This is a genomic window from Virgibacillus alimentarius, assembly GCF_000709085.1.
GTDB lineage: Bacteria > Bacillota > Bacilli > Bacillales > Amphibacillaceae > Virgibacillus_B > Virgibacillus_B alimentarius.
The window spans coordinates 15,171-36,422 of record NZ_JFBD01000045.1 but is presented as its reverse complement, the minus strand read 5'-3'; the positions used below and the strand labels follow the sequence as shown (position 1 = coordinate 36,422).

Below are 21,252 nucleotides of genomic sequence, written 5' to 3'. Positions count from 1 at the left end.
GAATACTATCATTAGGAGGTATCGTGTATGAAAATTCTTTTGATGTCTTTCTTTTTAGTAATGACCCCCCTGGTATCTGCTGCAGCTGAATCCGATCCTCTATTGGTAAAAAAGGATGGTGAGGTTGTTCAAACCATTGATCCTGGGGAATATGCTTTTTCGTTTATCATCAACGAAAGTAAGCTAGAAGTCTTGCTTGATCAATTAAATGATCAAGTATATCAAAAGCCTGTGGATGCATCGTTGGATGATGAGGGTAATATTGTTTCTGGTAAACCCGGAACAGCGCTGGATAAACGAGCCTTTGAGCTCGCCTTTCGCAAATTCGTTTATCAGGGAAAACCTTCGGAAATGGAACTGCCGATGAGGCGTGTTTATCCACGGGTTGATAGTGAATTATTATCCGAAATCCGGGAAAAAGAAATTGGCGATTATGTGACGCATTTTAAAAAAGATAATAAAGAACGCGTAACGAATATTAAACTTGCTACCGATGCTATCAATAATCAAGTCGTTTTTCCCGGGGAAACCTTTTCATTTAATAAAACAGTCGGTGAGCGAACAGAAGAAAAAGGCTATAAACGTGCTCCGGTTATTGAAGAAGGGGAGCTTACGGAGGATATAGGCGGAGGAATTTGTCAGCTTTCTTCCACACTTTATAATGCAGTCGACGTTAAAGGAATTGAAATTGTCGAACGGTATTCACATAGCAGGAGTGTCCCGTATGTACCACCTGGACGCGATGCGACAGTTAGTTGGTGGGGGCCTGATTTTTCATTTAAAAATAAGCTTTCCCAGCCAATTTTAATCCGTGCCAAAGCAGACGATGGTGAAATGCGAATTAAAATATATTCTTCTGTCCATACCGGGGAACCAGAAAATTAATGCTTATTGTTTTGTTCGGTCTGAGAGGCTGCAGTTTGTTTCACATTGATTTACAGGGATGATCTTTCTGCTCGCAGCGACTTTTTTATAAATAAATTCACCGAGGCCAAGCCACTTAAAAATATACATGAGAGGCAAAAAAATCCACATAATAGGCAACATCTTTGCAATTTGGATAAATGCATCATATCCTTGAAAGATTTTGTGTTTGTAATAAACATGAAGACTTTCTTTCATTGCTTTTGGATAGTCCTCTATCTTACGAAACGAAGTAAATGTCAGCTTATTTCGTATGTCCATTTTATTTAATAACTTCGACGTATTTGTACACATCATGCAATTTCCATCATAATAAACAATCACGACATCTCCTCCTTTATTTCTATTGTACAACCTCCGATAGTTATTGTATGGGATTTTAATTTTATCAGATGGTGTCCTTTTTGTTTACTATTATTAACTAATGAAAGGCAATTTCTGAATCGATAAAATGCAAATCGATACATGTAAAAAGGTTGGCCCTCTATGAAGCTAACGAAGTTACCGAGAATTATCTCATTCATAAAAGAAGTCAGTTAGTCCATCGAAAGATGAACTAACTGACTTTTTTACATGTGCTAGGGTTTTGTCCCATTCCTTTTTATTTTATTTGGATGCTTTATTCTTTTCCGCAATCCAGTTGATTAACCCGCCTTGCAGAATAATTTCTTTTTGTCTATCGGATAAACTATACGCTAGTTCAATTTCTTTATTTTGGTTAGCTAGTGTGGCAGTTAATTTATTTTCTTTCATAAATGTATCTTTTAGATTGGTTAACTTGATGACTTCACCTGCATCTAGCTCATCATAATCTTTTTCATTTACAAATGTAAGTGGCAATATACCAAAGTTAACAAGATTTTGCCAATGGATTCGGGCATAATCTTTGACAAGTACCGCTCGTAGACCTAAATATCGTGGTGCTAACGCTGCGTGTTCCCTGCTTGATCCTTGTCCGTAATTGTACCCACCAACAATTGCGTGACCACCTTTTTCTTTCGTGTCCATGGCGCGTTTTACATAGGTTGGATCGACAGCTTCATAGGTGAATTTACTAATTTCCGGCAAATTACTCCGGTATGGGAGAACCCTTGCTCCACCTGCTAGGATTTCGTCCGTTGAGATATTATCTCCTACCTTTAATAAAACCGGAATTTCCAACTCATCCGGCAGCTTATCCATTGCTGGTATGGAAACGATATTAGGACCTTTTACTAGATCAACCTTTTTTGCTTCTTCGTGAGACAGCGGTTGATCCAGAAGGTCATCTTTCGCATTTACTTTTGTTGGTTCTTTCACTTTTGGATATGGCATATTTAAATCCCGCGGATCTGTAATTTTTCCAGTTAATGCAGATGCGGCTGCAGTTTCGGGACTGGATAGATAAACACTATCTTCCTTCGTACCTGAGCGTCCCGGGAAATTCCTTGGAGTGGTTCGCAGACTATTTCTTCCTGAAGCAGGTGCCTGCCCCATCCCAATACAGCCATTACAACCAGCTTGATGCAATCTTGCTCCGGATTGAAGAAGGCTCGCTATATGAAAGTTTTCGACCAAGCTAGTGAGCATTTGTCTGGAAGTCGGATTAATATCAAAAGACATGCCTGATGCGATCGTTTTATCTTTTACGGTTTCTGCAGCGATAGCAAAATCGCGGTATCCTGGATTTGCAGATGATCCAATATAGGATTGGTAAATAGGTGTACCAGCTATTTCTCTAACAGGCACTACATTTCCAGGACTTGATGGTTTTGCAATAAGCGGTTCTAATTCAGATAAATTAATTTCATCATTTTTGTCATAGGTAGCATCTTTATCCGCTACTAATTCAATCCAATCATCAACACGATTTTGCTGCTTCAAGAAGCGTTTCACTTCTTGATCAGAAGGAAAAACAGTGGCAGTTGCGCCCAGTTCAGCGCCCATATTAGCGATGACATGGCGGTCCATTGCTGATAAGTTATCAAGACCAGGACCGTAATATTCAATAATTTTACCGACACCGCCTTTTACATCGTATCTCCTGAGCAATTCAAAAATAACGTCTTTCGCACTTACCCAATCCGGCAGTTCGCCAGTTAGTTTTACCCCAAAAATTTCCGGCATTTTAATATAAATGGGTTCGCCTGTAATAGCCATCGCAACGTCAATTCCACCAGCACCCATTGCAAGCATCCCCATACATCCGTTTGCACATGTATGACTGTCTGAACCAAGCAATGTCTTACCGGGCTTAGCCAGTCGCTGCATATGTACAGGATGACTAACGCCGTTTCCCGGTCTGCTATAATAAAGCCCAAATTTCTTTGCCGCACTTTCTAGAAATAAGTGGTCATCCGGGTTTTTGCTATCCACCTGAATAAGGTTGTGGTCGACATATTGTGCAGAGGCCTCTGTTTTCGCGTAGTCTAGTCCCATCGCTTCAAGCTCTAACATTACCATTGTTCCAGTTGCATCTTGTGTTAAAGTCTGATCAACCTTTAGACCTATTTCTTCCCCTTTTTCCATCTTTCCTGATACAAGATGATCCTTTATTAACTTCTTTGCAACATTCAAAGCCATTCTATTTTTCCTCCTTTAATATTGATTTTTTTTACCCTCCAACAGAACGCAAAAGAGTTCAACGAAAATAAGACAATACTAGACGCTAGTATTGCCCTGATATACACTTTTTATTTACTTGGTTCTTGTTTATGCATTTTGATTTCAATATTCATACTTACCTCCTTGTCAATAAGAATGCCACCCGTCTCCAAAGTAGTATTCCATGTTCATCCCGATCCTTCTGCCTGGTATCAATACTTATGACATTTACCATAAACATTATATCCGCATCATACGAATTAAATGTGCCCTTTGCTTCATATGTTTCACAACAAATTCAATCGAACTATGCCAGTCAACGATCATTTCGTTTTTGTCATCAGAAAAACCCTCCAAATAAATAGCTATGTTGATCCATTCCCATTTATGCCTTTTATTAATCACTAATGAAAATAAAAGCATATCTCTTTTTCTTAAAAACTATTCCTTCTATAATAAAGAAAATTGTAAAAACGGAGTGTATAACATGCGAGAATTGATCGGAACATGCCAGCATTGCGGAAAAAATGTGTACTGTGAAAACGGATTTTTTGATGGGGATCAAAAAGATGGTGCACTTTTATGTAACTATTGCGCAGAAGAACAAGAAAAGAGCTTGAACTAATAATCGTTGTTTTCACGTTGTATGTTCGTTATTATTTATTACCCTATTTCCATCACCTCTTTCTTTGATTGCGCATAGGCTAATCACACAAGTCAAGAATGAAAGGAAGAAGGTAATGTGGTATTAACAACGTCCCATTTGTTATATGGTTTATTTACACTTTTGATTATCTTTACCATGATTTTCAGGAAAGGCGTTGTACTTCCATCGCTGCTAGGAACATTTGTGATTGCCTGGGTATATAAAGGCAGTGTAATCGAAGGTTTTACAGCCATTTTTAACGCCAATTTAGTTGCAGCTACAGAGCTTTTTAATATATTTTTGATCATTACATTTATGTTAGCATTACTTCATTCTTTGCGGGATCTTGGTGCAGATCGACGCATGATAAGACCGATCCAAAAAGTGATGATTAATGGTCACATCTCCTATTTCGTCCTGGTTATTGTGACGTACGTTATTTCTTTATTTTTTTGGCCAACACCTGCTGTTCCGCTTATTTGTGCTTTATTAGTACCCGCAGCTGTCAGGTCAGGTTTGCCAATTATGCTGGCAGCAATGGCTGTTGCAATAGCAGGCCAGGGAATGGCGCTTTCTTCCGATTTTATTGTTCAAGTAGCGCCTAGTTTATCGGCTAAATCCGCTGGGATTGATACGAGTTTAGTAGCCGATAAAGCATTGATATTGTCTTTAATTGCCGGGGCGACAGCGATCGCTTTAGCTTATTTATTTTACCGTAAAACAATCCGCTCTAAACATGACCCTTTAAATGAATCCGATCTTGTTGCTTTAGACACGACAAGTACAAATGATAAAAAAGCTTATACGAAACATTTAACGGCTTGGAGTAAAGTATTTTCTATTTTGGTACCATTATCATTATTCCTTGTTGTTGTATACATGATTTATACAAAATTTGAAGGTGGAAGATCGGGTGGCCTTGAAGGAGGCGATGGTGCAGCATTTATCGGCGGTGTTGCTGTAATACTCTTATTATTATCCACCGTGGCATTTGGAAAGCAGCATGCCCTTGATTATATAACAAACCATATAACAGACGGATTTGTCTTTGCATTTAAAGCAATGGGTCCGGTTATTCCGATAGCTGGGTTTTTCTTTTTAGGAAGTGCGGATTTCTCAGGTCAAATTTTGACAATGGAGGAGCCACCAGCATTCTTATTTGATCTGGTTCAAGCAATTCAAGGATATTTGCCTCAAAGTGCATTGCTGGCAGCGCTTAGCATTCTAATCATAGGAATTATTACTGGGCTGGATGGATCAGGATTTTCCGGTTTACCGCTAACTGGTGCACTCGCAGCTTCTTTAGAAAATGGGGCAATAGATACGGAAACACTCGCAGCGATCGGCCAGCTAGGTTCTATTTGGACTGGTGGAGGCACCATTGTTGCCTGGTCATCTCTCATAGCTATTGCAGGCTTTTGCGGTATTTCCGTGATGGACCTTGTGCGCAAAAATTTTATACCAGTACTCACCGGATTATTTGTAACAACCGTTGTAGCAGTTTACCTGTTTTAAGGTCTCAAGGAGGGGGAGGTTCTCTCGTGAGACCTTTTTATTTTGGTTAAATCTATTGAGAATTGTTTGAATTGAGTTAAAATAGGGGATAAGCGCATATAGATCTTTTGCAAGCGTTTTACGTGGAAAAAAATCACTTAAGGAGGAAGGATAGTGCAAGATCATATCATCGTAACTATAAATGGAACGGAATTCTTAGCCGATCCTGGTCAGAATTTACTAGAGTTAATTAATACAACCGATGAATTTGTTCCGCAAATTTGTTATAACGAATCCCTTGGTCCTATCCAGACATGTGATACGTGTATGGTGGAAGTGAACGGGGAAATAAAACGAGCATGTGGTACAACGGTTGAAGCTGCGATGGAAGTAAATACGACAATTGAGATAGCTCATCGCGCGCAAAAAGAGGCATTGGATCGAATTTTGGAAAACCATGAGTTGTATTGTACGGTTTGTGATTATAATAATGGCTCATGCGAAATTCATAATACGGTGGCGGAATTCGGACTTGAACACCAATCAAGACCGTTTAAAGAAAAACCTTATGAAGTGGATAATTCCGGATCGTTTTATAGATATGATCCAGACCAGTGTATCCTTTGTGGGCGGTGTGTAGAAGTATGTCAGGATGTTCAGGTTAATGAAACGTTATTAATTGACTGGAAGCGGGACCAGCCACGTGTCATTTGGGATAATGATGTACCGATTGATCAATCTTCTTGTGTCAGCTGCGGGCAATGTGTGACGGTGTGTCCATGTAATGCATTAATGGAAAAAGATATGCTTGGCGAAGCGGGCTTTATGACCGATACAGAACCAGGCTTATTAAGATCTATGATTGATGTTACCAAGCATGTTGAAACAGGGTACGGGCCGTTGTTCGCCATTTCAGATACGGAAGCTGCAATGCGTGAAGAACGAATTGAAAAAACAAAGACGGTCTGTACATATTGTGGTGTTGGTTGTTCATTTCATGTTTGGACAAAGGACCGGAAAGTACTACGTGTTGAGCCACAGCACGAATCACCTGCAAATGGGATATCTACTTGTATTAAAGGAAAGTTTGGCTGGGATTATGTTAACTCCAAAGAGAGGCTTACAAAACCATTAATTCGTAAAGGGGACCACTTTGAAGAAGTAGAGTGGGACGTAGCTCTAAGCTATGTTGCAAAACGTTTTAAGGATATTAAAGAAGAAAAAGGATCAAACGCTTTAGGATTTATTTCATCATCAAAAGCAACAAATGAAGAATCTTATTTAATGCAAAAATTCGCCCGCCAGGTAATTGGAACGAATAATGTGGATAATTGCTCGCGTTATTGTCAGTCACCAGCAACAAAAGGACTATTTCGCACGGTAGGTCATGGGGGTGACTCCGGTTCGATTGATGATATAGCGGAAGCGGACATGGTTATTGGTATTGGAACCAATACAGCAGAATCCCATCCGGTTATCGCTTCACGCATTAAACGCTCGCAAAAGTTGTTCGGACAAAAGTTATATGTATTTGACTTACGTAAGCATGAAATGGGGCAACGTGCCGACAAGTTTTTCTCACCTAACAGTGGTACAGATTTAGTATGGTTATCAGCAGTTACAAAGTATATTATTGACCAAGGATGGGAAGATCGTACGTTTATTGACAAGTGGGTCAATAACTTTGACGAATATAAGGAAAGCTTAGGTAAATTTACATTAGCATATGCAGAAAAATTAACGGGTATATCCCAGCAAGATTTAAAGGAAATTGCCCGGGAAATAGCGAGTGTGGATAAACTGGCAATCTGTTGGGCAATGGGTGTCACACAGCATCAACTCGGAAGTGATACAAGTACTGCTATATCGAATTTGCTGCTTATTACAGGGAACTATATGCGTAAAGGTGTAGGAGCATATCCATTAAGAGGCCATAATAATGTGCAAGGCTGCAGTGATTTTGGGAGTATGCCAGATTTCTTTCCGGGATATGAAAAAGTTGCAAATGATGTGGTCAGAAAACGATATGAAAAGGCATGGAACACGAAAATTCAGGCGGAACCAGGAAAAGATAACCATGAAATGATTGCTGCGAGCCATGAAGCAGTCTCAGTTCTCTGTATATCAAAGGAGAAGAAACCGGTATCGTGGATGCAAACATCAATTATGTTACAAACGCATTTGAAAAATTAGACTTTTTCGTTGTGCAGGACTTATTTTTATCCCGTACAGCAGAATTTGCGGATGTTATTTTACCTGCCTCACCAAGCCTAGAGAAGGACGGTACGTTTACAAACACAGAAAGACGAATTCAACGATTATATCAAGCACTTGAACCTGTTGGTGATTCCAAGCCAGATTGGGTTATTTTGACAGAATTGGCAAAGGAAATGGGGTATGATTGGGGATATCAGCATCCATCCGAAATCATGGATGAAGCTGCATCGCTCACACCTCTTTTTGCAGGTGTAAGCTATGAGCTTTTAGAAGGCTATAACAGTCTGCAATGGCCTGTAGAAAAAGATGGAACGGACTCTCCTGTGCTATTTTTAGATGGGTTTCCATTTGAAGACAAAAAGGCAAGACTCTTCCCGCTTGAGTTTAATTATGATTATGAGACAAACGAAACATATGACCTCCATGTAAATAACGGAAGAGTGCTTGAGCATTTCCATGAAGGAAATATGACTTACAAATCACCAGCAATCGCCAGAGAAATGCCGATGTGTTATGTGGAAGTATCTCCGGAATTAGCTAAAGAGCGCGGGATAGAAGAAGGAGCCGAAGTGAAATTAATTTCACATACTGGTGAAGCTACTTGTGTTGTGCATGTGACAGATCGGGTAAGAAATAATGAACTGTATTTACCACTTAACTCTAGCGGCGAATCTGCAGTGAACTTTTTATCCGATAATCGTGTTGATAAAGATACGAACACACCTGCATATAAAGAAATTGCTGTTCGTATGGAAGTTTTAAAGAAAAAAGGGAAAAGCCCGCTCCCAGATCATAATTTCAGGCGCGGCAACCGCCAGCCACAAATCGGTGTGCAAGTGGAGCAAAAATGGAATCGTGCTGATTATGCTTTCCCAAAAGGTAAGGTGAAACAAAATGGCTAATCCAATTACGAAAATTAAAAAAATGGAATTATCTGAGCAAGAAGTCAAAGATAATAATATTTCTGAAGTGATCGATCGTATAAGTGAAAATAAAGAGGCCATATTAAAAAGTATCGAATTTTTAGCAACACTCCATGAGAGTGGGGTATTAGAAATATTAAATGCGCTGACAAAACAAAAAGATGAAGCGATTGCAAATGTCGTAAAACAAGCAAATAAGCCGGAGTATGCTACTATTTTAGAAAATCTGAGTGATCTTTTCCTAATGACCGGTGAATTGCCAGTAGAGGAATTAAATGACTTCAGCAAAAAGGTAACACAAGGTTTACAAGATGTAAATACAATGGAAACAGATAAATCCACATCGTATATGGATTTATTTAAAGCGTTAAAGGATCCGGAAATAAACCGAAGCGTCACAATGCTCTTGACATTTTTACGTGGAATGGGAAAAGAGTGATGAACGAGGGGCTGTTTCTTGCAAAAGGACAGCCCTTTTGTTTTAATATTAATAATAAACAAACTATTCCATTTATTTGTACTAGAAGTTCGTCTGTTTACATAAGGTTTATTAGACGACCTATTCCTATGATTATCTGAATAGTAAAAAAACAAAGGAGGTAAAAAATTGAGTGGTATTTTACTGGCTGTTATAGGAATACTTATTTTCATTTTAGGGTATCGCTATTATTCAAAATTTATTGCAGAGAAAATCTTTCAAATCGATCCAAATTATGTCACACCGGCACACCGATATAAAGATGGGGTCGATTTTGTACCAACCAACAAATTTGTGCTATGGGGACATCACTTTAGTTCTGTAGCAGGAGCCGCACCGATCGTTGGTCCGGCTATTGCTGTATATTGGGGATGGGTACCGGCGCTCCTGTGGGTTCTTTTAGGAACTGTTTTTGCTGCTGGTGTGCATGATTTTGGTACATTAGTACTATCTGTTCGCCATAAAGGACAATCTGTTGGAACACTAGCGAATAAACTAGTTGGTCAAAGGGCAAAAATTTTATTTCTATTTATCATTCTCATTCTCGTATTAATGGTAAACGCGGTATTCGCTTGGGTAGTTACAAATCTATTTATTTCTTACCCGGCAAGTGTTTTGCCTGTATTTATTCAAATTCCACTAGCTATTTGGATCGGTAATGCCGTTTATAAACGAAACAAAAAAATGTTGCTCCCATCTATTCTGGCACTCGCTGTGATGTATGTGACGGCGATGATTGCAAGTAAAGTAAGTTTCTTGCAAATTGATTTAGTACAGTATATGGGTGGTGAAGGAGCTACTGGAATATTTGGACTCGGAGCAGTATCATCTGCATTTTTCATCTGGATTATTATTTTAATGATCTATGTTTATATCGCCTCCACATTACCGGTTTGGAAACTGTTGCAACCACGGGATTTTATTAATTCCCATCAACTTGTGCTTGGACTTGCACTTTTATACTTGGGAATGGTTTTCTTAAATCCTTCTGTTACTGCTCCGGCTACAAATCCGGATGCGGATATTTCCTGGTTTCCGCTGCTATTCATCACCATCGCTTGTGGAGCAATTTCGGGATTCCATGGACTTGTTTCATCAGGGACATCTTCCAAACAACTTAATAATGAAACGGAAGCACGATTTGTTGGATATTTTGGAGCAGTAGGTGAAGGTGTTTTAGCATTAATTGCAATTATTGCTGTTATTACATTTTTCAGCAGTTCGGAGGAATTTTTAGCTACCTATAGCAGTTTTACAGATGCGAATCAAATGGGGTTAGGTATCTTTGTTGAAGGTGCCGCACAATTATTTTCTGGTCTAGCAATTCCTACCGATATCGCAACTACAATTGTTTCAATCATTGTCGTTAGCTTTGCAGCGACAAGTTTAGATACCTCCGTCAGATTAATGCGCTATATTATTGGTGAACTGGGTATCGAATACCATGTTCCTTCTTTATCCAAGCCACATGTTGCGACATCGATCGCTGTTATTTCTAGTGCTGCACTGGTTTTATTGCCAGAAGGGCCAAAAGGGTTTGGATCCGGTGGCTACTTATTGTGGCCGTTATTCGGTACGGCAAATCAATTGCTAGCTGGAATCAGCTTACTGCTTATTGCCATCTGGCTGAAGCGGTTAGGGAGAAATTATGCAGTTGTTTTAATTCCGATGATCTTCGTTATGTTCATGACACTGTATGCTATGTTCCAGCAGGTCGTTTTCGAATGGTCCTGGATTGGGGATGATTCCAACACATTATTATTCGTCCTAGGAGCGATCATCTTTGTCTTTGCCGTGTGGATCGTACTTACTGCATTTTCAGCTTTAAGCGGAAAAATAGATAACCCAATCGATAAGGGTTAATTTAATGTACATGCAATGGGAAAAAGGGATCAATAAAGGATCCCTTTTTCCAATAAGTTGGAGGTGACATTCAGTGTTGGATAAAATAAAAAAACTAATCGAACTTTATGAAGAAATACTAAGTATGCCACATCGTCAGGAAGTAGCTCGTGAACTGCGAGATGAAGACGATATATTTCTATTATTGATCTATTCGGAGATGCTCGGTATTCCAAACCCGGCCTATTATTATACATTGGAGCTATATCCATATATAATTGAAAAATTTCATGATTGGCATCTGCGCATGGGGATGGAAAAATCACCAATTTCGGGAATCCGGTGTTGTTAAATGAGGGATGTAAAATGACTGAGATGGAAAAGAAAATCATATTTATCGGTGGCAAAGGCGGTGTAGGAAAGTCAACATCTGCTGCGGCAATTGCGTGGAAATCAGCCGCAAATGGCTATAAAACATTACTGATTTCAACAGATCCCGCTCATAATCTAGGTGATATTTTCGATAAAAAAATTGGCGGGGATATTAGAAAAGTTACCGAACAATTATACGCACTTGAAATAGATCCAGAAAAGGAAACAGAAAATTATATCCAAGGGGTAAAACAAAATATGAAAGGAATGGTTCAGTCAACGATGGTCGAGGAGGTGAATCGTCAGCTAGATACCGCTAAAGCCTCTCCAGGGGCAGGCGAAGCTGCGCTTTTTGATAAGTTGATTACAATCATTTTAGAGGAAGGTAATCAGTTTGATCAATTAATTTTTGATACTGCACCAACAGGGCACACAATCAGGCTGCTTTCCTTACCTGAGTTAATGGGCGTTTGGATCGACGGTTTGTTGCAAAAGCGACAGAAGACAAATGAAAATTACTCCCAGCTGCTAAACGACGGTGAACCGGTTGAGGATCCCATCTATGATGTGTTAAAAAAGCGTCAAGAACGTTTCATTGAAGTTAGGAAAATATTGCTGGACTTGAAACAGACTGGTTTTATTTTCGTCTTAAACCCTGAGCGCCTGCCCATTTTAGAGACTGAAAAAGCAATTGAATTATTAGATAAGTACCATTTGCATGTAAGAACACTTATTGTCAATAAAGTGCTCCCAGATGATGTGGACGGAAACTTTTTTAAGAAAAGGAAAGAGCATGAACAAAAATATATCGAAAAAATCACATCGTTGTTTACCGATCAGCAGTTAATTTATATACCAATGTTTTCTCATGATATAATGAATAAACACCAACTAGTTAGAGTAAGCAAATATTTCTGAATGATTTAGAAAGGAAGGTTAGAATGAAGGGATTTATTCATGAACATGGAAAATTAGCAATCAAAAACATGGACGAGCCAACTGCAGGAAGAGATGAGGTAGTTGTCGCATTGCGTGTTGCCGGATTAAATCGTCGCGATGTAGGGATACCAAACCGCCGCGGGAATCAAGCTGACGCGTTAATCCTAGGATCGGACGGGGCTGGTGTGATTGATTCCGTTGGAGAAAACGTGACAAATATCAAGCCAGGGGACGAAGTGATTATTAATCCTGCTCTTCGCTGGTACGATAATAGTGACGCTCCGCCGAAAGAATTTGACATCCTGGGAATGCCGGATCACGGAACATTAGCAGAAAAAATAGTGATCTCGAAAGAACAGGTGGAGAAAAAGCCAGCACATTTGTCTTGGGAAGAAGCGGGGGTATTGGCTTTAGCAGCTTTAACAGGGTACCGTGCATTATTTACAAAAGGTCAGGTGAAAGAAGGTGAAACCGTATTTATTCCTGGAGCAGGAAGTGGCGTAGCTACTTATCTGATATCTTTTGCAAAAAGTGCAGGAGCAAAAGTAATTGTTACTTCAAGAAGTGAAACAAAACGAGAGCAGGCAAAAGAATTAGGTGCTGACATCGCCCTTGATACAAATAGCGATTGGCCTGAAGAATTAAAAGAGGAACGCATTGACTTGGTCATTGAAAGTGTAGGAAAGGCAACCTTTAATCGTTCATTGGAAGTGTTGAAAAAAGGCGGAAAAATCGTTGTCTTTGGTGCTACCACGGAAGATGTCGTTGATTTTAATTTGCGCGAATTTTTCTATGGGCAATATAAATTATTTGGAACAACGATGGGAAGCAGAGAAGAACTGCGGGACATGCTCAAATTGATTGATACACATAATATTCATCCCGTAGTAGATCGCACATTTGAATTTGATTTAACGAGTGATGCGATGGAATACTTAAATCAGGGAAAACAATTTGGTAAAGTTGCGATAAAAATTAGTGAGTAATAGTGCAGGATGTGCACTTTAACGGTTCGGAGCAAGTCTCTTATCGACCGGTTGGCCTACTTTATCAGTAAAACCCAGAATCAACTTATAAAAAAGGGGGTGGGACTAATCCCGTTGACTTCCACTACAGGTGGCTGCTTTCCGCGGGCACGACTTCACCCTCCTCGGAAGAAAACCACTTCACGTGGGGTCATCAGACACGTGCTTTTCTCGCTGGGACACAAATCCAACCATAGATGATGAAAATAACTCAAACTCAAAAGGTTCCAACCATCAATTTTTGATGGTTGGAACCTTTTTTAAGATATTTTGGCTAGTTATGTCCCAGCCCCTTCTACTCGATTTCCTCTTTTTCCATCCAGTCTTTTCCTTCCAATTGTCTTGAAACAAGCATGCTTGATACGGTATCTCCCGTCACGTTAACCATTGTTGCTGGAGGATCAACGACAACACCAACTGCAGATATAATTGGCAGTGCTTGGATTGGCAGGCCATATAATGTAATGATCATCATTTCTCCAATAAATCCGCCGCCGGGTATTCCGCTCATTACAACCCCTGCTAATAAACAAATTCCAATCGCGGTTAAAAATGTATCAATTCCTGTAAAATCCTTATTTAGTACCCCGAAAATAAAAGCTATTTTCAACATCGCAGCAAGACAGGATCCATCCATGTGAATCGTAGCGCCTAGTGGTAGAACTGTTTCACGGATATCCTTTGGAACACCTATCTTTTTGGCTGCCTGCAGATTCACTGGGAGTGCAGCAATACTGCTTCCAGTTCCAAGCGAAGTTGCTGCAGGAGCGAGGATGTTCTTCCAAAAATGGGTAACTCCCTTGGTCCCTCCCGCTAAAAAAGCATATAGTGTAAAACCAATGGCAAAATATAAGACAGCGACCGGATAATAAATAATAACTGCTTTTGCGTAGTCTCCAATTAAATCTGCCCCGAATTCACCGATCAGGGAAGCAAAATAGGCTCCTAACCCAATAGGTGCGTAGTACATAATTAGTTGAACAAGCTTCATAAAAACTTCTGATCCACTGACTAGAAATTTAGCAAAAGGGCGTCCGGGATCACCAGAAAGCCCTGTAGCTACCCCGATAAGTACGGAAAAAATAATTAATGCCAGCATACTGTCACGAGAAAATAAATCAACAAATTCCGGAACCGTAAATGTATTTACGATTTGCTCAGATACGGTTAATTGTTCGACATCATCTGGTGTCTCTAATGGAATATCTGTACCAGACCCAGGTGGAAACATGACTGTTGCAGCAAGCATAACGATAGATGCAATAAGTCCAGTAAGCACAAAAATGGAAATCATCGACCCCATAATTTTTCCAAGTCGTCGCATACTATTCATGTTTGCAATGGCAGACGAAATGGAAAAGAAAACAAGGGGAATGACAACCATAAACAATAGGTTGATAAAAATATCACCTAATGGTTTGATCACATTCGCCTTTTCGCCAAAAATGAATCCAACGATTGATCCGATGAAAATAGAAGAAAGAAGAATTAATGGAAATCGGTAGGCTTTTAACTTCTCTTTCAAAACATTCATCTCTTTTCCCTGTAAGATAGAAGTACCTACACCAATCTTACACGAAACGGGGACCTTTTTATAGGCTTATTTTAAATACGGAGTGATGAGATCGATAGCCTGTTGTGCTTTTTGGCTGTTTTTTTGATACATTTGTTCTGTTTCTTTATTTTCTGTTTCTAAGGCAAATAACTCTAGATCAGCCTGACATTTTTTTATCGTTGCAAGGAGGAGTGGCTTTTCTGTAGGATCAGGAACAGCGATTTGATCGTCATATAAATCAACGGTTACCTGTCCATCACTATCCGCTTGTGCAAGAAAAACATTTTCAATGCTCACGTTTAGCTTATCTAATTCCGTCTCTAGCCAATTCGGATTTAAGTTTAAATTGGCTAATGGTTCAAGCATCATTCTTCCATCCATGACAACGGTTTGAGGTTCTTTTTTGGGGGAAGGTTTAAGCCCAAAATCTTTAGGAGTCAAAGGTTTATTTTCTGTTTTTGGTAAAACATTTAACGTACCTGATGGTTCAAGTACAGCAAATTCTACGTCTGCGGTTTTAAACATATTTTTACTGCGAAGGTTCTCAAGCAAATCGTCTGTGGTATATCCTTCTTTCTTCAGGTTGTCTTCCATAATTTTGCCATCTTGAATAACAACCGTACTTCTTCCTTGCGTAAAATTGCGGAAGGCTTTGCTTTTTAAAGAAATAAAATTCACTGCATATGGAATGGCAAACCAGATTGCCATAGCAAGGATCCCATAAATCATCCGGGTATCTGTGTTACTGGTGTGAATAGCCACAACCCCACCTAAGACAATACCGGATATAAACTCAAAAATATTAAGTTGTGCTAATTGCTTTTTCCCCAGCCATTTTGTCATTAAAAACAGAATAACTACGAGGCTAATAGTTCGAATGAGAATTTCAACCCATCCTGGCATAGAAATCTCCTTTCTTTCGCTTATTTATAGGTTGGCTCTTCTTGTGTAAGAAAGACTACCTGTTTCTGTAAGTCATCCTTAATTTCAGTCATCAATTGTTCAGCCTGTTTAAAGGCTTGTTGTGCTTCTATACTTTGCGTCTTATTAGCTAGTATCTCAAGTGATGCTTCAGCACTCTTAATAGACGAAAAACACCCTTTAACATGGGATCCAACTGTCATATTAATCAACTCCTTTTAAAAACTTTATCCCTTGGCTTTAAAAATAAGTGCTCCGATGACACCAAAAATAATTGCAGCAGAGATACCTGAGCTTGTTACTTCAAACATTCCAGTTATAACACCGATCAATCCATGAGCCTCTGCTTCAGCCATCGCGCCGTGAACAAGTGAATTACCGAAACTTGTAATTGGAACGGTAGCACCTGCACCCGCAAAATCAATCAATGGTTCATATAAACCGAGGCCATTTAAAACAGCACCTGAAACAACTAAGATGGTCAGTGTATGAGCCGGAGAAAGTTTAAAAACATCAAACATAATTTGTCCGATCACACAAAAAAGTCCACCTACGACAAATGCCCAAAAAAAGATCATGAGCTACCACTTCCCGACTCAATGGAAACGGCGTGTGCAATGCATGGGATTGAGTCACCTTGATTCACACTTAATGGTGAATGAAGCGCGCCTGTAGCTACGACGAGAATACGATTAATTTCACCTTTTTTCAGTAAATTGATAAAATGTCCATACGTAACAATAGCAGAACTGGCAGGACCACTTCCTCCGGCTAAAACAGGCTGTCCTTCTCTGTAAAGGATGAGTCCGCAATCAACATATTGTTCTGCCGTTACATTAATGCCATTTTTCTGTAGGAGGTCCAAGGATATTTCTCTACCGATATGGGCTAGATCACCTGTAATAATATAATCATAATAAGAAGGATCAACATTTTTCTCTTTTAAATGGGTTGTAATTGTATCCACTGCAGCTGGTGCCATCGCTCCGCCCATATTAAATGGGTCTGTAATCCCCATATCTACGACCTTTCCTATCGTTGCTGACGTTATTACTGGACCTTTTCCTTCTTTTGCTATAAGTGCACATCCTGCACCTGTCGCTGTCCATTGAGCCGTTGGAGGTTTTTGGCCTCCATATTCAGTAGGGTAGCGAAATTGCCTTTCTGCTGCTGAATTATGACTAGCCGTTCCGCTTAAAATATAATTTGCACCATTATTATTGATTATGAAAGCAGATAGAGCTAGGCTTTCCATTGATGTTGCACAGGCACTGAATAAGCCAAAATACGGTATTCCAATTGTTTTTGCGGCAAAATTAGTTGGGGTGATTTGATTAATTAAATCCCCGCTGATAAAGAATTGCACTTGTTCTTTATCCATTGAAAGTTTCTTAACCGCAACTTGACAAGCTTCTTCCATCAATATTTGTTGTGCTTTTTCAAATGAATCTTGTTTTAGCCATGTGTCATCGTGTAGAATATCAAAATCATTTGGAATGTTTCCACGCGCTTCAAAAGGGCCACCTACGACACCAGTAGAAGCGATGACAGGTTTGTTGGTAAATAACCATGTTCGATGCCCAATTAGCATTTAAAACCCACTCCACTTCGTTAAAAATGTTTTTATAAGTGCAACAATAAACGCTGAGAAAACGCCATATACAATGACAGGTCCGGCTAATTTGAGCATACTACTCCCAACGCCCATGATGAATCCCTCCGTTCGATGTTCAATGGCTGAAGCTATTACCGCATTTCCAAAGCCGGTTACCGGAACAGTTGTACCGGCACCTGCAAATTGTCCAATTCGATCATAAATCCCAAAACCAGTCGCCAACATGGTAAGAAAAATTAACGTCGCTGTAGTCGGGTTGCCTGCAGTCTGTTCAGTAAAATTGAAGAAATAAATATAAAATGTAGTAATAAGCTGGCCGATAAAACAAATAAACCCACCTACAAAGAATGCTTTGAGGCAATTTTTAAAAAGGGGTCGCTTTGTTTCCCTCTTCTGTTGAAACGCTTGATATTGTTGTGCTTCCGGTGGCAAGTTTTTCTTCTTTTTATCTGCCATTTTTCTTTTCTCCTTTACGTTTTTTCGTTTTTCAATTTAGCAAGCTTTTTTAGTCGTTTTTTAAGTTCTTTATTTGATACCTTATTTGCTTGTAAATCTTTCTCCAGTTGATCAAGCTCTAGCACAATTTTTTGGTCGGTAGAAAATTCCACTTTCATATCAGGAAAATCTTTTTTCATTTTTTTAGCAAGGTATTGCTCCGTTTTTTTCAAACTGAAGCGTTTACTATGTTTAATATCAATCGCGATTAAGAGTAATTTTGATGTATTTGCAGCTTTTACTTTCGTTATATTTGTATACTTTTGGAGAACTTGTTTCGCTTGATTGGAAGGTTGTTGATCTACCGTTTTCGTATTGGAAATTTCGGTTAATTCAATATCATTATTTTTCTCACCTTGTTGTGATGTATCTGTATTGGAATTCGCATTACAACCAACAAATAAAAAAATAAATCCAATCATTAAAATGATTCTGTACATGATTCTCTCACTCATTTCCTACTCAAGATAAATAAAGGCTTGAGGGGGGATAACCCCCTCAAAAAAGCCTACTGTTGCTTATATTGAGGTTCTTCCTGTTCAATTTGTTGCATTCTTGGCTCAACGCTTTGTACAATTGCTTGTGTTTGTTGTGCAGCGTTTTGATACATTTGTTTTGCTTGTTTATTTTCAGTCTCTAGCGCAAATTGCTCAAGACTCGCTTGGGCACTTTTTAAACCTGCAATTGTTTGTTTCACCTGAGTTCCTACTGTCAAATGAATCATCCTCCTTTATAAGCTTCACTATTTAGAATTCGATTTATTAATATAAATATACTTTCTACTTTTTACCTTTTAAAAGAGCTTGATGACAAATGGACGTATGAAAGCAAAACATACCAAATGCAGCTTATTTTTGATAAACTAAAGATAGACAAAAATGCTACTTGCGATTACTTGGGGGGGAGAGAATTTAATGGTTGAAATACGTAAGCCGATTCCAGTTGAAGAAGCTGTTCATAAAGTAATGCAATATCAAAAATACGGTAAAAAAGAAACAATTTCTTTACATGATTGTGATCAAAGAAGGTTGGCGGAACCCATTATCGCTACAAATCATGTTCCATCATTCGATAAGTCACCTTACGATGGTTTTGCATTACGTTCGATCGATACCGCTGATGCTTCTTTCAATAATCCTGTTGAATTTGAAGTTGTTGAACATATTGGTGCAGGTAACGTGCCAAAAATTTCATTACAAAAAGGACAAGCAACACGCATCATGACAGGTGCAATGATTCCAGAAGGTGCAGATTGTGTAGCGATGTTCGAAGTTTGCCAGACATATGAGAAGAATAATCTGCCTTACATGTCCATCAAACGGAAAATGGAAAAAGATCAAAATATTATAAAAGAAGGTTCGGAAGTATCAAAAGGGGATGTACTTATTGAACAAGGAACGCTAATCAATCCAGGGGTAAAAGCATTGCTTGCTACGTTCGGATATAGCAAAGTTTGTGTAGCTAAAAAGCCATTAATCGGTGTAATTGCTACAGGCACAGAATTATTAGACGCAGACCAGCCACTCGAGCCAGGTAAAATCCGCGACTCGAATGCATATATGATCGAATCGCAAATTTTAAAAGTCGGCGGAGAATGCCTTTATTTTGGTAAATTGGCCGATGAATTGGAAACAAGCTATCAGACAATTAACAATGCATTAAATAAGGTAGATATATTAATTACAACAGGCGGTGTTTCCGTAGGTGATTTTGATTTAATGCCAGCCATCTACGATAAATTAGGAGCAGATGTACTATTTAATAAAGTAGGAATGCGTCCTGGCAGTGTAACAACGGTTGCAACAAGAGGGAATCAATTGCTCTTTGGTTTGTCCGGTAATCCGTCTGCTTGTTACGTTGGATTTGAGCTATTTGTAAGACCGGTTTTGCAATCGAAATTATTTAATAAGAAGCCATTTTTAAAGCATATTACCGCAAATTTAGGTGTTGATTTTCCAAAACCGAATCCATTTACAAGATTTGTTCGCAGTTATCTTACTTTTAATAAAAGTTCCATCTATGTACATCCGTCTGGGATTGATAAATCCAACGTTGTCTCTTCACTTGCAAATGCCACTTGTTTAATGATGCTACCTGGAGGAACAAGAGGATTTGAAGCTGGCTCAGAGGTCGATGTTTTATTGCTTGATGATATGGAAGGTCAAGAAGCATTTTAGGTTGTAAAGGAGAGATCTCGATGAGTAAAGATATAGAACCAATAAAAGATCATTTTGGCCGCCCATTGAAGGATTTGAGGATTTCAGTTATTGATCAATGTAATTTTCGCTGCACGTATTGTATGCCAAAGGAAATTTTCGGCGACGACTACCCCTTTCTACCTGAAAGCGAATTACTTCATTTTGATGAAATTGTCCGATTGGCAGAAAAGTTTTCTGAGCTTGGTGTTAATAAGATTCGTATCACAGGCGGGGAACCATTGATGCGAAAAGATTTGGATCAATTAATCCAAAGATTAGTAAACATACCTGGTATTGATGATATTGCATTAACCACAAATGCTGTTTTTTTACCAAAAAAGGCAAAAAAAACTCAGGAGAGCAGGATTAAAACGTGTGAATGTTAGTCTGGATGCAATTGAAGATGCCGTTTTTAAACAGATTAACGGAAAAGGTGTCGTAGCATTACCAGTACTTAAAGGAATTGAAGCTGCTCTGGATGCAGGCTTACAAGTGAAAATAAATATGGTTGTGAAAAAAGGTATGAATGAAAGCCAAATATTGCCAATGGCACGCCATTTCAAAGGAACGGATGTCATTTTACGATTCATTGAATTTATGGATGTTGGGAATTATAATGGCTGGGACTTAAACAATGTTGTTTCTAAAAAGCAAATTATTGATACCATTCATAAAGAAATGCCTCTTGAATCTGCCCAAGAGCATTATTATGGTGAAGTTGCTTCTAGGTTCCGTTATATGGACGGAACAGGAGAAATAGGTGTCATATCATCTGTGACAGATTCATTCTGCGGAACGTGCACACGCATGCGATTATCCGCCGACGGGAAATTCTATACATGCCTTTTTGCTTCAGATGGATTTGACATAAAAGAAAAACTGAGAAAAGGCTTAACAGATGAAGAATTGGAAACAGAATTGATATCTTTATGGGGAAAAAGAAAAGATCGTTATTCGGACGAACGGTCAGAAGGAAAACATAAGAAACGGAAGAAAATTGAAATGTCTTATATAGGTGGATAGGA

General features: G+C 39.0%; 19 protein-coding genes and 2 pseudogenes. 11 read left to right on the top strand and 10 right to left on the bottom strand.

Annotated features, from left to right (window positions below):
* Positions 1 to 27 precede the first annotated feature (27 nt).
* The gene (locus GZ63_RS0107890; protein ID WP_038221065.1) at positions 28 to 885 is read left to right on the top strand and encodes a VanW family protein; all 858 of its coding nucleotides are present in this window, start codon (positions 28 to 30) and stop codon (positions 883 to 885) included.
* Positions 886 to 888: 3 nt separating this feature from the next.
* Here the strand turns inward: GZ63_RS0107890 and GZ63_RS0107885 are convergent, their stop codons facing one another.
* Together GZ63_RS0107885 and GZ63_RS0107880 are read right to left on the bottom strand one after the other, a co-directional pair.
* Positions 889 to 1,248, bottom strand: a complete 360-nt coding sequence (locus GZ63_RS0107885; protein ID WP_029268369.1) for a thiol-disulfide oxidoreductase DCC family protein — start codon at positions 1,246 to 1,248, stop codon at positions 889 to 891.
* A 282-nt stretch (positions 1,249 to 1,530) separates the two neighbouring features.
* Entirely contained in the window at positions 1,531 to 3,486 is a 1,956-nt protein-coding gene (locus GZ63_RS0107880; protein ID WP_029268368.1) for an aconitate hydratase, read from the bottom strand.
* A 508-nt stretch (positions 3,487 to 3,994) separates the two neighbouring features.
* Here GZ63_RS0107880 and GZ63_RS18100 point away from each other — a divergent pair.
* The 8 genes and pseudogenes from GZ63_RS18100 (at position 3,995) to GZ63_RS0107835 (ending at position 13,404) form a co-directional block, all read left to right on the top strand.
* A complete protein-coding gene (locus GZ63_RS18100) occupies positions 3,995 to 4,132 on the top strand; it encodes a hypothetical protein (protein WP_198020919.1) in 138 nt (45 codons plus the stop codon).
* A gap of 117 nt (positions 4,133 to 4,249) precedes the next feature.
* Positions 4,250 to 5,668, top strand: coding sequence for a hypothetical protein (locus GZ63_RS0107865; protein ID WP_029268366.1), 1,419 nt, complete (start codon positions 4,250 to 4,252; stop codon positions 5,666 to 5,668).
* Positions 5,669 to 5,821: 153 nt separating this feature from the next.
* Positions 5,822 to 8,766, top strand: a pseudogene (gene fdhF / locus GZ63_RS16535) (formate dehydrogenase subunit alpha).
* Positions 8,759 to 9,226: a DUF1641 domain-containing protein gene (locus GZ63_RS0107855; protein ID WP_029268365.1), complete on the top strand. Its 468-nt coding sequence runs from the start codon at positions 8,759 to 8,761 to the stop codon at positions 9,224 to 9,226. The pseudogene fdhF and the gene GZ63_RS0107855 overlap by 8 nt, the downstream one beginning before the upstream one ends.
* 168 nt (positions 9,227 to 9,394) lie before the next feature.
* Positions 9,395 to 11,128 carry a carbon starvation CstA family protein gene (locus tag GZ63_RS0107850; RefSeq protein ID WP_029268364.1) on the top strand — a complete coding sequence of 578 codons (1,734 nt, stop codon included), beginning with the start codon at positions 9,395 to 9,397 and terminating at the stop codon, positions 11,126 to 11,128.
* A gap of 73 nt (positions 11,129 to 11,201) precedes the next feature.
* Positions 11,202 to 11,459, top strand: a complete 258-nt coding sequence (locus GZ63_RS0107845; protein ID WP_029268363.1) for a cory-CC-star protein — start codon at positions 11,202 to 11,204, stop codon at positions 11,457 to 11,459.
* Positions 11,460 to 11,473: 14 nt separating this feature from the next.
* Complete coding sequence (locus GZ63_RS0107840) at positions 11,474 to 12,397, top strand: ArsA family ATPase (protein ID WP_029268362.1); 924 nt, start codon at positions 11,474 to 11,476, stop codon at positions 12,395 to 12,397.
* Positions 12,398 to 12,420: 23 nt separating this feature from the next.
* On the top strand, positions 12,421 to 13,404 hold the full coding sequence (locus tag GZ63_RS0107835; protein ID WP_029268361.1) for a zinc-binding dehydrogenase: 984 nt from the start codon (positions 12,421 to 12,423) through the stop codon (positions 13,402 to 13,404).
* 334 nt (positions 13,405 to 13,738) lie between these two features.
* Here the strand turns inward: GZ63_RS0107835 and GZ63_RS0107830 are convergent, their stop codons facing one another.
* The 8 genes from GZ63_RS0107830 to GZ63_RS0107795 all read right to left on the bottom strand — a co-directional run bounded on the left by GZ63_RS0107830 (position 13,739) and on the right by GZ63_RS0107795 (position 18,744).
* On the bottom strand, positions 13,739 to 14,968 hold the full coding sequence (locus GZ63_RS0107830) for a dicarboxylate/amino acid:cation symporter (RefSeq protein WP_029268360.1): 1,230 nt from the start codon (positions 14,966 to 14,968) through the stop codon (positions 13,739 to 13,741).
* A gap of 75 nt (positions 14,969 to 15,043) precedes the next feature.
* Complete coding sequence (locus GZ63_RS0107825) at positions 15,044 to 15,901, bottom strand: DUF421 domain-containing protein (RefSeq protein WP_029268359.1); 858 nt, start codon at positions 15,899 to 15,901, stop codon at positions 15,044 to 15,046.
* A gap of 20 nt (positions 15,902 to 15,921) precedes the next feature.
* Positions 15,922 to 16,122 carry a DUF1657 domain-containing protein gene (locus tag GZ63_RS0107820; RefSeq protein ID WP_029268358.1) on the bottom strand — a complete coding sequence of 67 codons (201 nt, stop codon included), beginning with the start codon at positions 16,120 to 16,122 and terminating at the stop codon, positions 15,922 to 15,924.
* Positions 16,123 to 16,146: 24 nt separating this feature from the next.
* Positions 16,147 to 16,497 (bottom strand): stage V sporulation protein AE, encoded by a 351-nt coding sequence (spoVAE, locus tag GZ63_RS0107815; RefSeq protein WP_029268357.1) that lies wholly within the window; start codon positions 16,495 to 16,497, stop codon positions 16,147 to 16,149.
* A complete protein-coding gene (gene spoVAD / locus GZ63_RS0107810) occupies positions 16,494 to 17,510 on the bottom strand; it encodes a stage V sporulation protein AD (protein WP_029268356.1) in 1,017 nt (338 codons plus the stop codon). Before spoVAD ends, spoVAE begins: the two co-directional genes overlap by 4 nt.
* Complete coding sequence (spoVAC, locus tag GZ63_RS0107805) at positions 17,511 to 17,990, bottom strand: stage V sporulation protein AC (protein WP_029268355.1); 480 nt, start codon at positions 17,988 to 17,990, stop codon at positions 17,511 to 17,513.
* A gap of 14 nt (positions 17,991 to 18,004) precedes the next feature.
* Positions 18,005 to 18,469, bottom strand: a complete 465-nt coding sequence (locus tag GZ63_RS17090; RefSeq protein ID WP_051681426.1) for a hypothetical protein — start codon at positions 18,467 to 18,469, stop codon at positions 18,005 to 18,007.
* Positions 18,470 to 18,537: 68 nt separating this feature from the next.
* Positions 18,538 to 18,744 (bottom strand): DUF1657 domain-containing protein, encoded by a 207-nt coding sequence (locus GZ63_RS0107795; RefSeq protein ID WP_029268353.1) that lies wholly within the window; start codon positions 18,742 to 18,744, stop codon positions 18,538 to 18,540.
* Positions 18,745 to 18,943: 199 nt separating this feature from the next.
* Between GZ63_RS0107795 and GZ63_RS0107790 the strand changes: the two genes are divergently transcribed.
* Together GZ63_RS0107790 and moaA are read left to right on the top strand one after the other, a co-directional pair.
* The gene (locus tag GZ63_RS0107790) at positions 18,944 to 20,206 is read left to right on the top strand and encodes a molybdopterin molybdotransferase MoeA (RefSeq protein WP_029268352.1); all 1,263 of its coding nucleotides are present in this window, start codon (positions 18,944 to 18,946) and stop codon (positions 20,204 to 20,206) included.
* 20 nt (positions 20,207 to 20,226) lie between these two features.
* A pseudogene (gene moaA, locus GZ63_RS16525) lies at positions 20,227 to 21,250 on the top strand (GTP 3',8-cyclase MoaA).
* Positions 21,251 to 21,252: the final 2 nt, after the last annotated feature.

What these genes read in the sequence shown, in the direction of transcription:
- GZ63_RS0107890 (WP_038221065.1), top strand. Translation starts at nt 28, where the DNA reads ATGAAAATTCTTTTGATGTCTTTCTTTTTAGTAATGACCCCCCTGGTA.
- GZ63_RS0107880 (WP_029268368.1), bottom strand. Translation starts at nt 3,486, where the DNA reads ATGGCTTTGAATGTTGCAAAGAAGTTAATAAAGGATCATCTTGTATCA.
- GZ63_RS18100 (WP_198020919.1), top strand. Translation starts at nt 3,995, where the DNA reads ATGCGAGAATTGATCGGAACATGCCAGCATTGCGGAAAAAATGTGTAC.
- GZ63_RS0107855 (WP_029268365.1), top strand. Translation starts at nt 8,759, where the DNA reads ATGGCTAATCCAATTACGAAAATTAAAAAAATGGAATTATCTGAGCAA.
- GZ63_RS0107840 (WP_029268362.1), top strand. Translation starts at nt 11,474, where the DNA reads ATGACTGAGATGGAAAAGAAAATCATATTTATCGGTGGCAAAGGCGGT.
- GZ63_RS0107835 (WP_029268361.1), top strand. Translation starts at nt 12,421, where the DNA reads ATGAAGGGATTTATTCATGAACATGGAAAATTAGCAATCAAAAACATG.
- GZ63_RS0107825 (WP_029268359.1), bottom strand. Translation starts at nt 15,901, where the DNA reads ATGCCAGGATGGGTTGAAATTCTCATTCGAACTATTAGCCTCGTAGTT.
- GZ63_RS0107820 (WP_029268358.1), bottom strand. Translation starts at nt 16,122, where the DNA reads ATGACAGTTGGATCCCATGTTAAAGGGTGTTTTTCGTCTATTAAGAGT.
- spoVAE (WP_029268357.1), bottom strand. Translation starts at nt 16,497, where the DNA reads ATGATCTTTTTTTGGGCATTTGTCGTAGGTGGACTTTTTTGTGTGATC.
- spoVAD (WP_029268356.1), bottom strand. Translation starts at nt 17,510, where the DNA reads ATGCTAATTGGGCATCGAACATGGTTATTTACCAACAAACCTGTCATC.
- spoVAC (WP_029268355.1), bottom strand. Translation starts at nt 17,990, where the DNA reads ATGGCAGATAAAAAGAAGAAAAACTTGCCACCGGAAGCACAACAATAT.
- GZ63_RS17090 (WP_051681426.1), bottom strand. Translation starts at nt 18,469, where the DNA reads ATGTACAGAATCATTTTAATGATTGGATTTATTTTTTTATTTGTTGGT.
- GZ63_RS0107790 (WP_029268352.1), top strand. Translation starts at nt 18,944, where the DNA reads ATGGTTGAAATACGTAAGCCGATTCCAGTTGAAGAAGCTGTTCATAAA.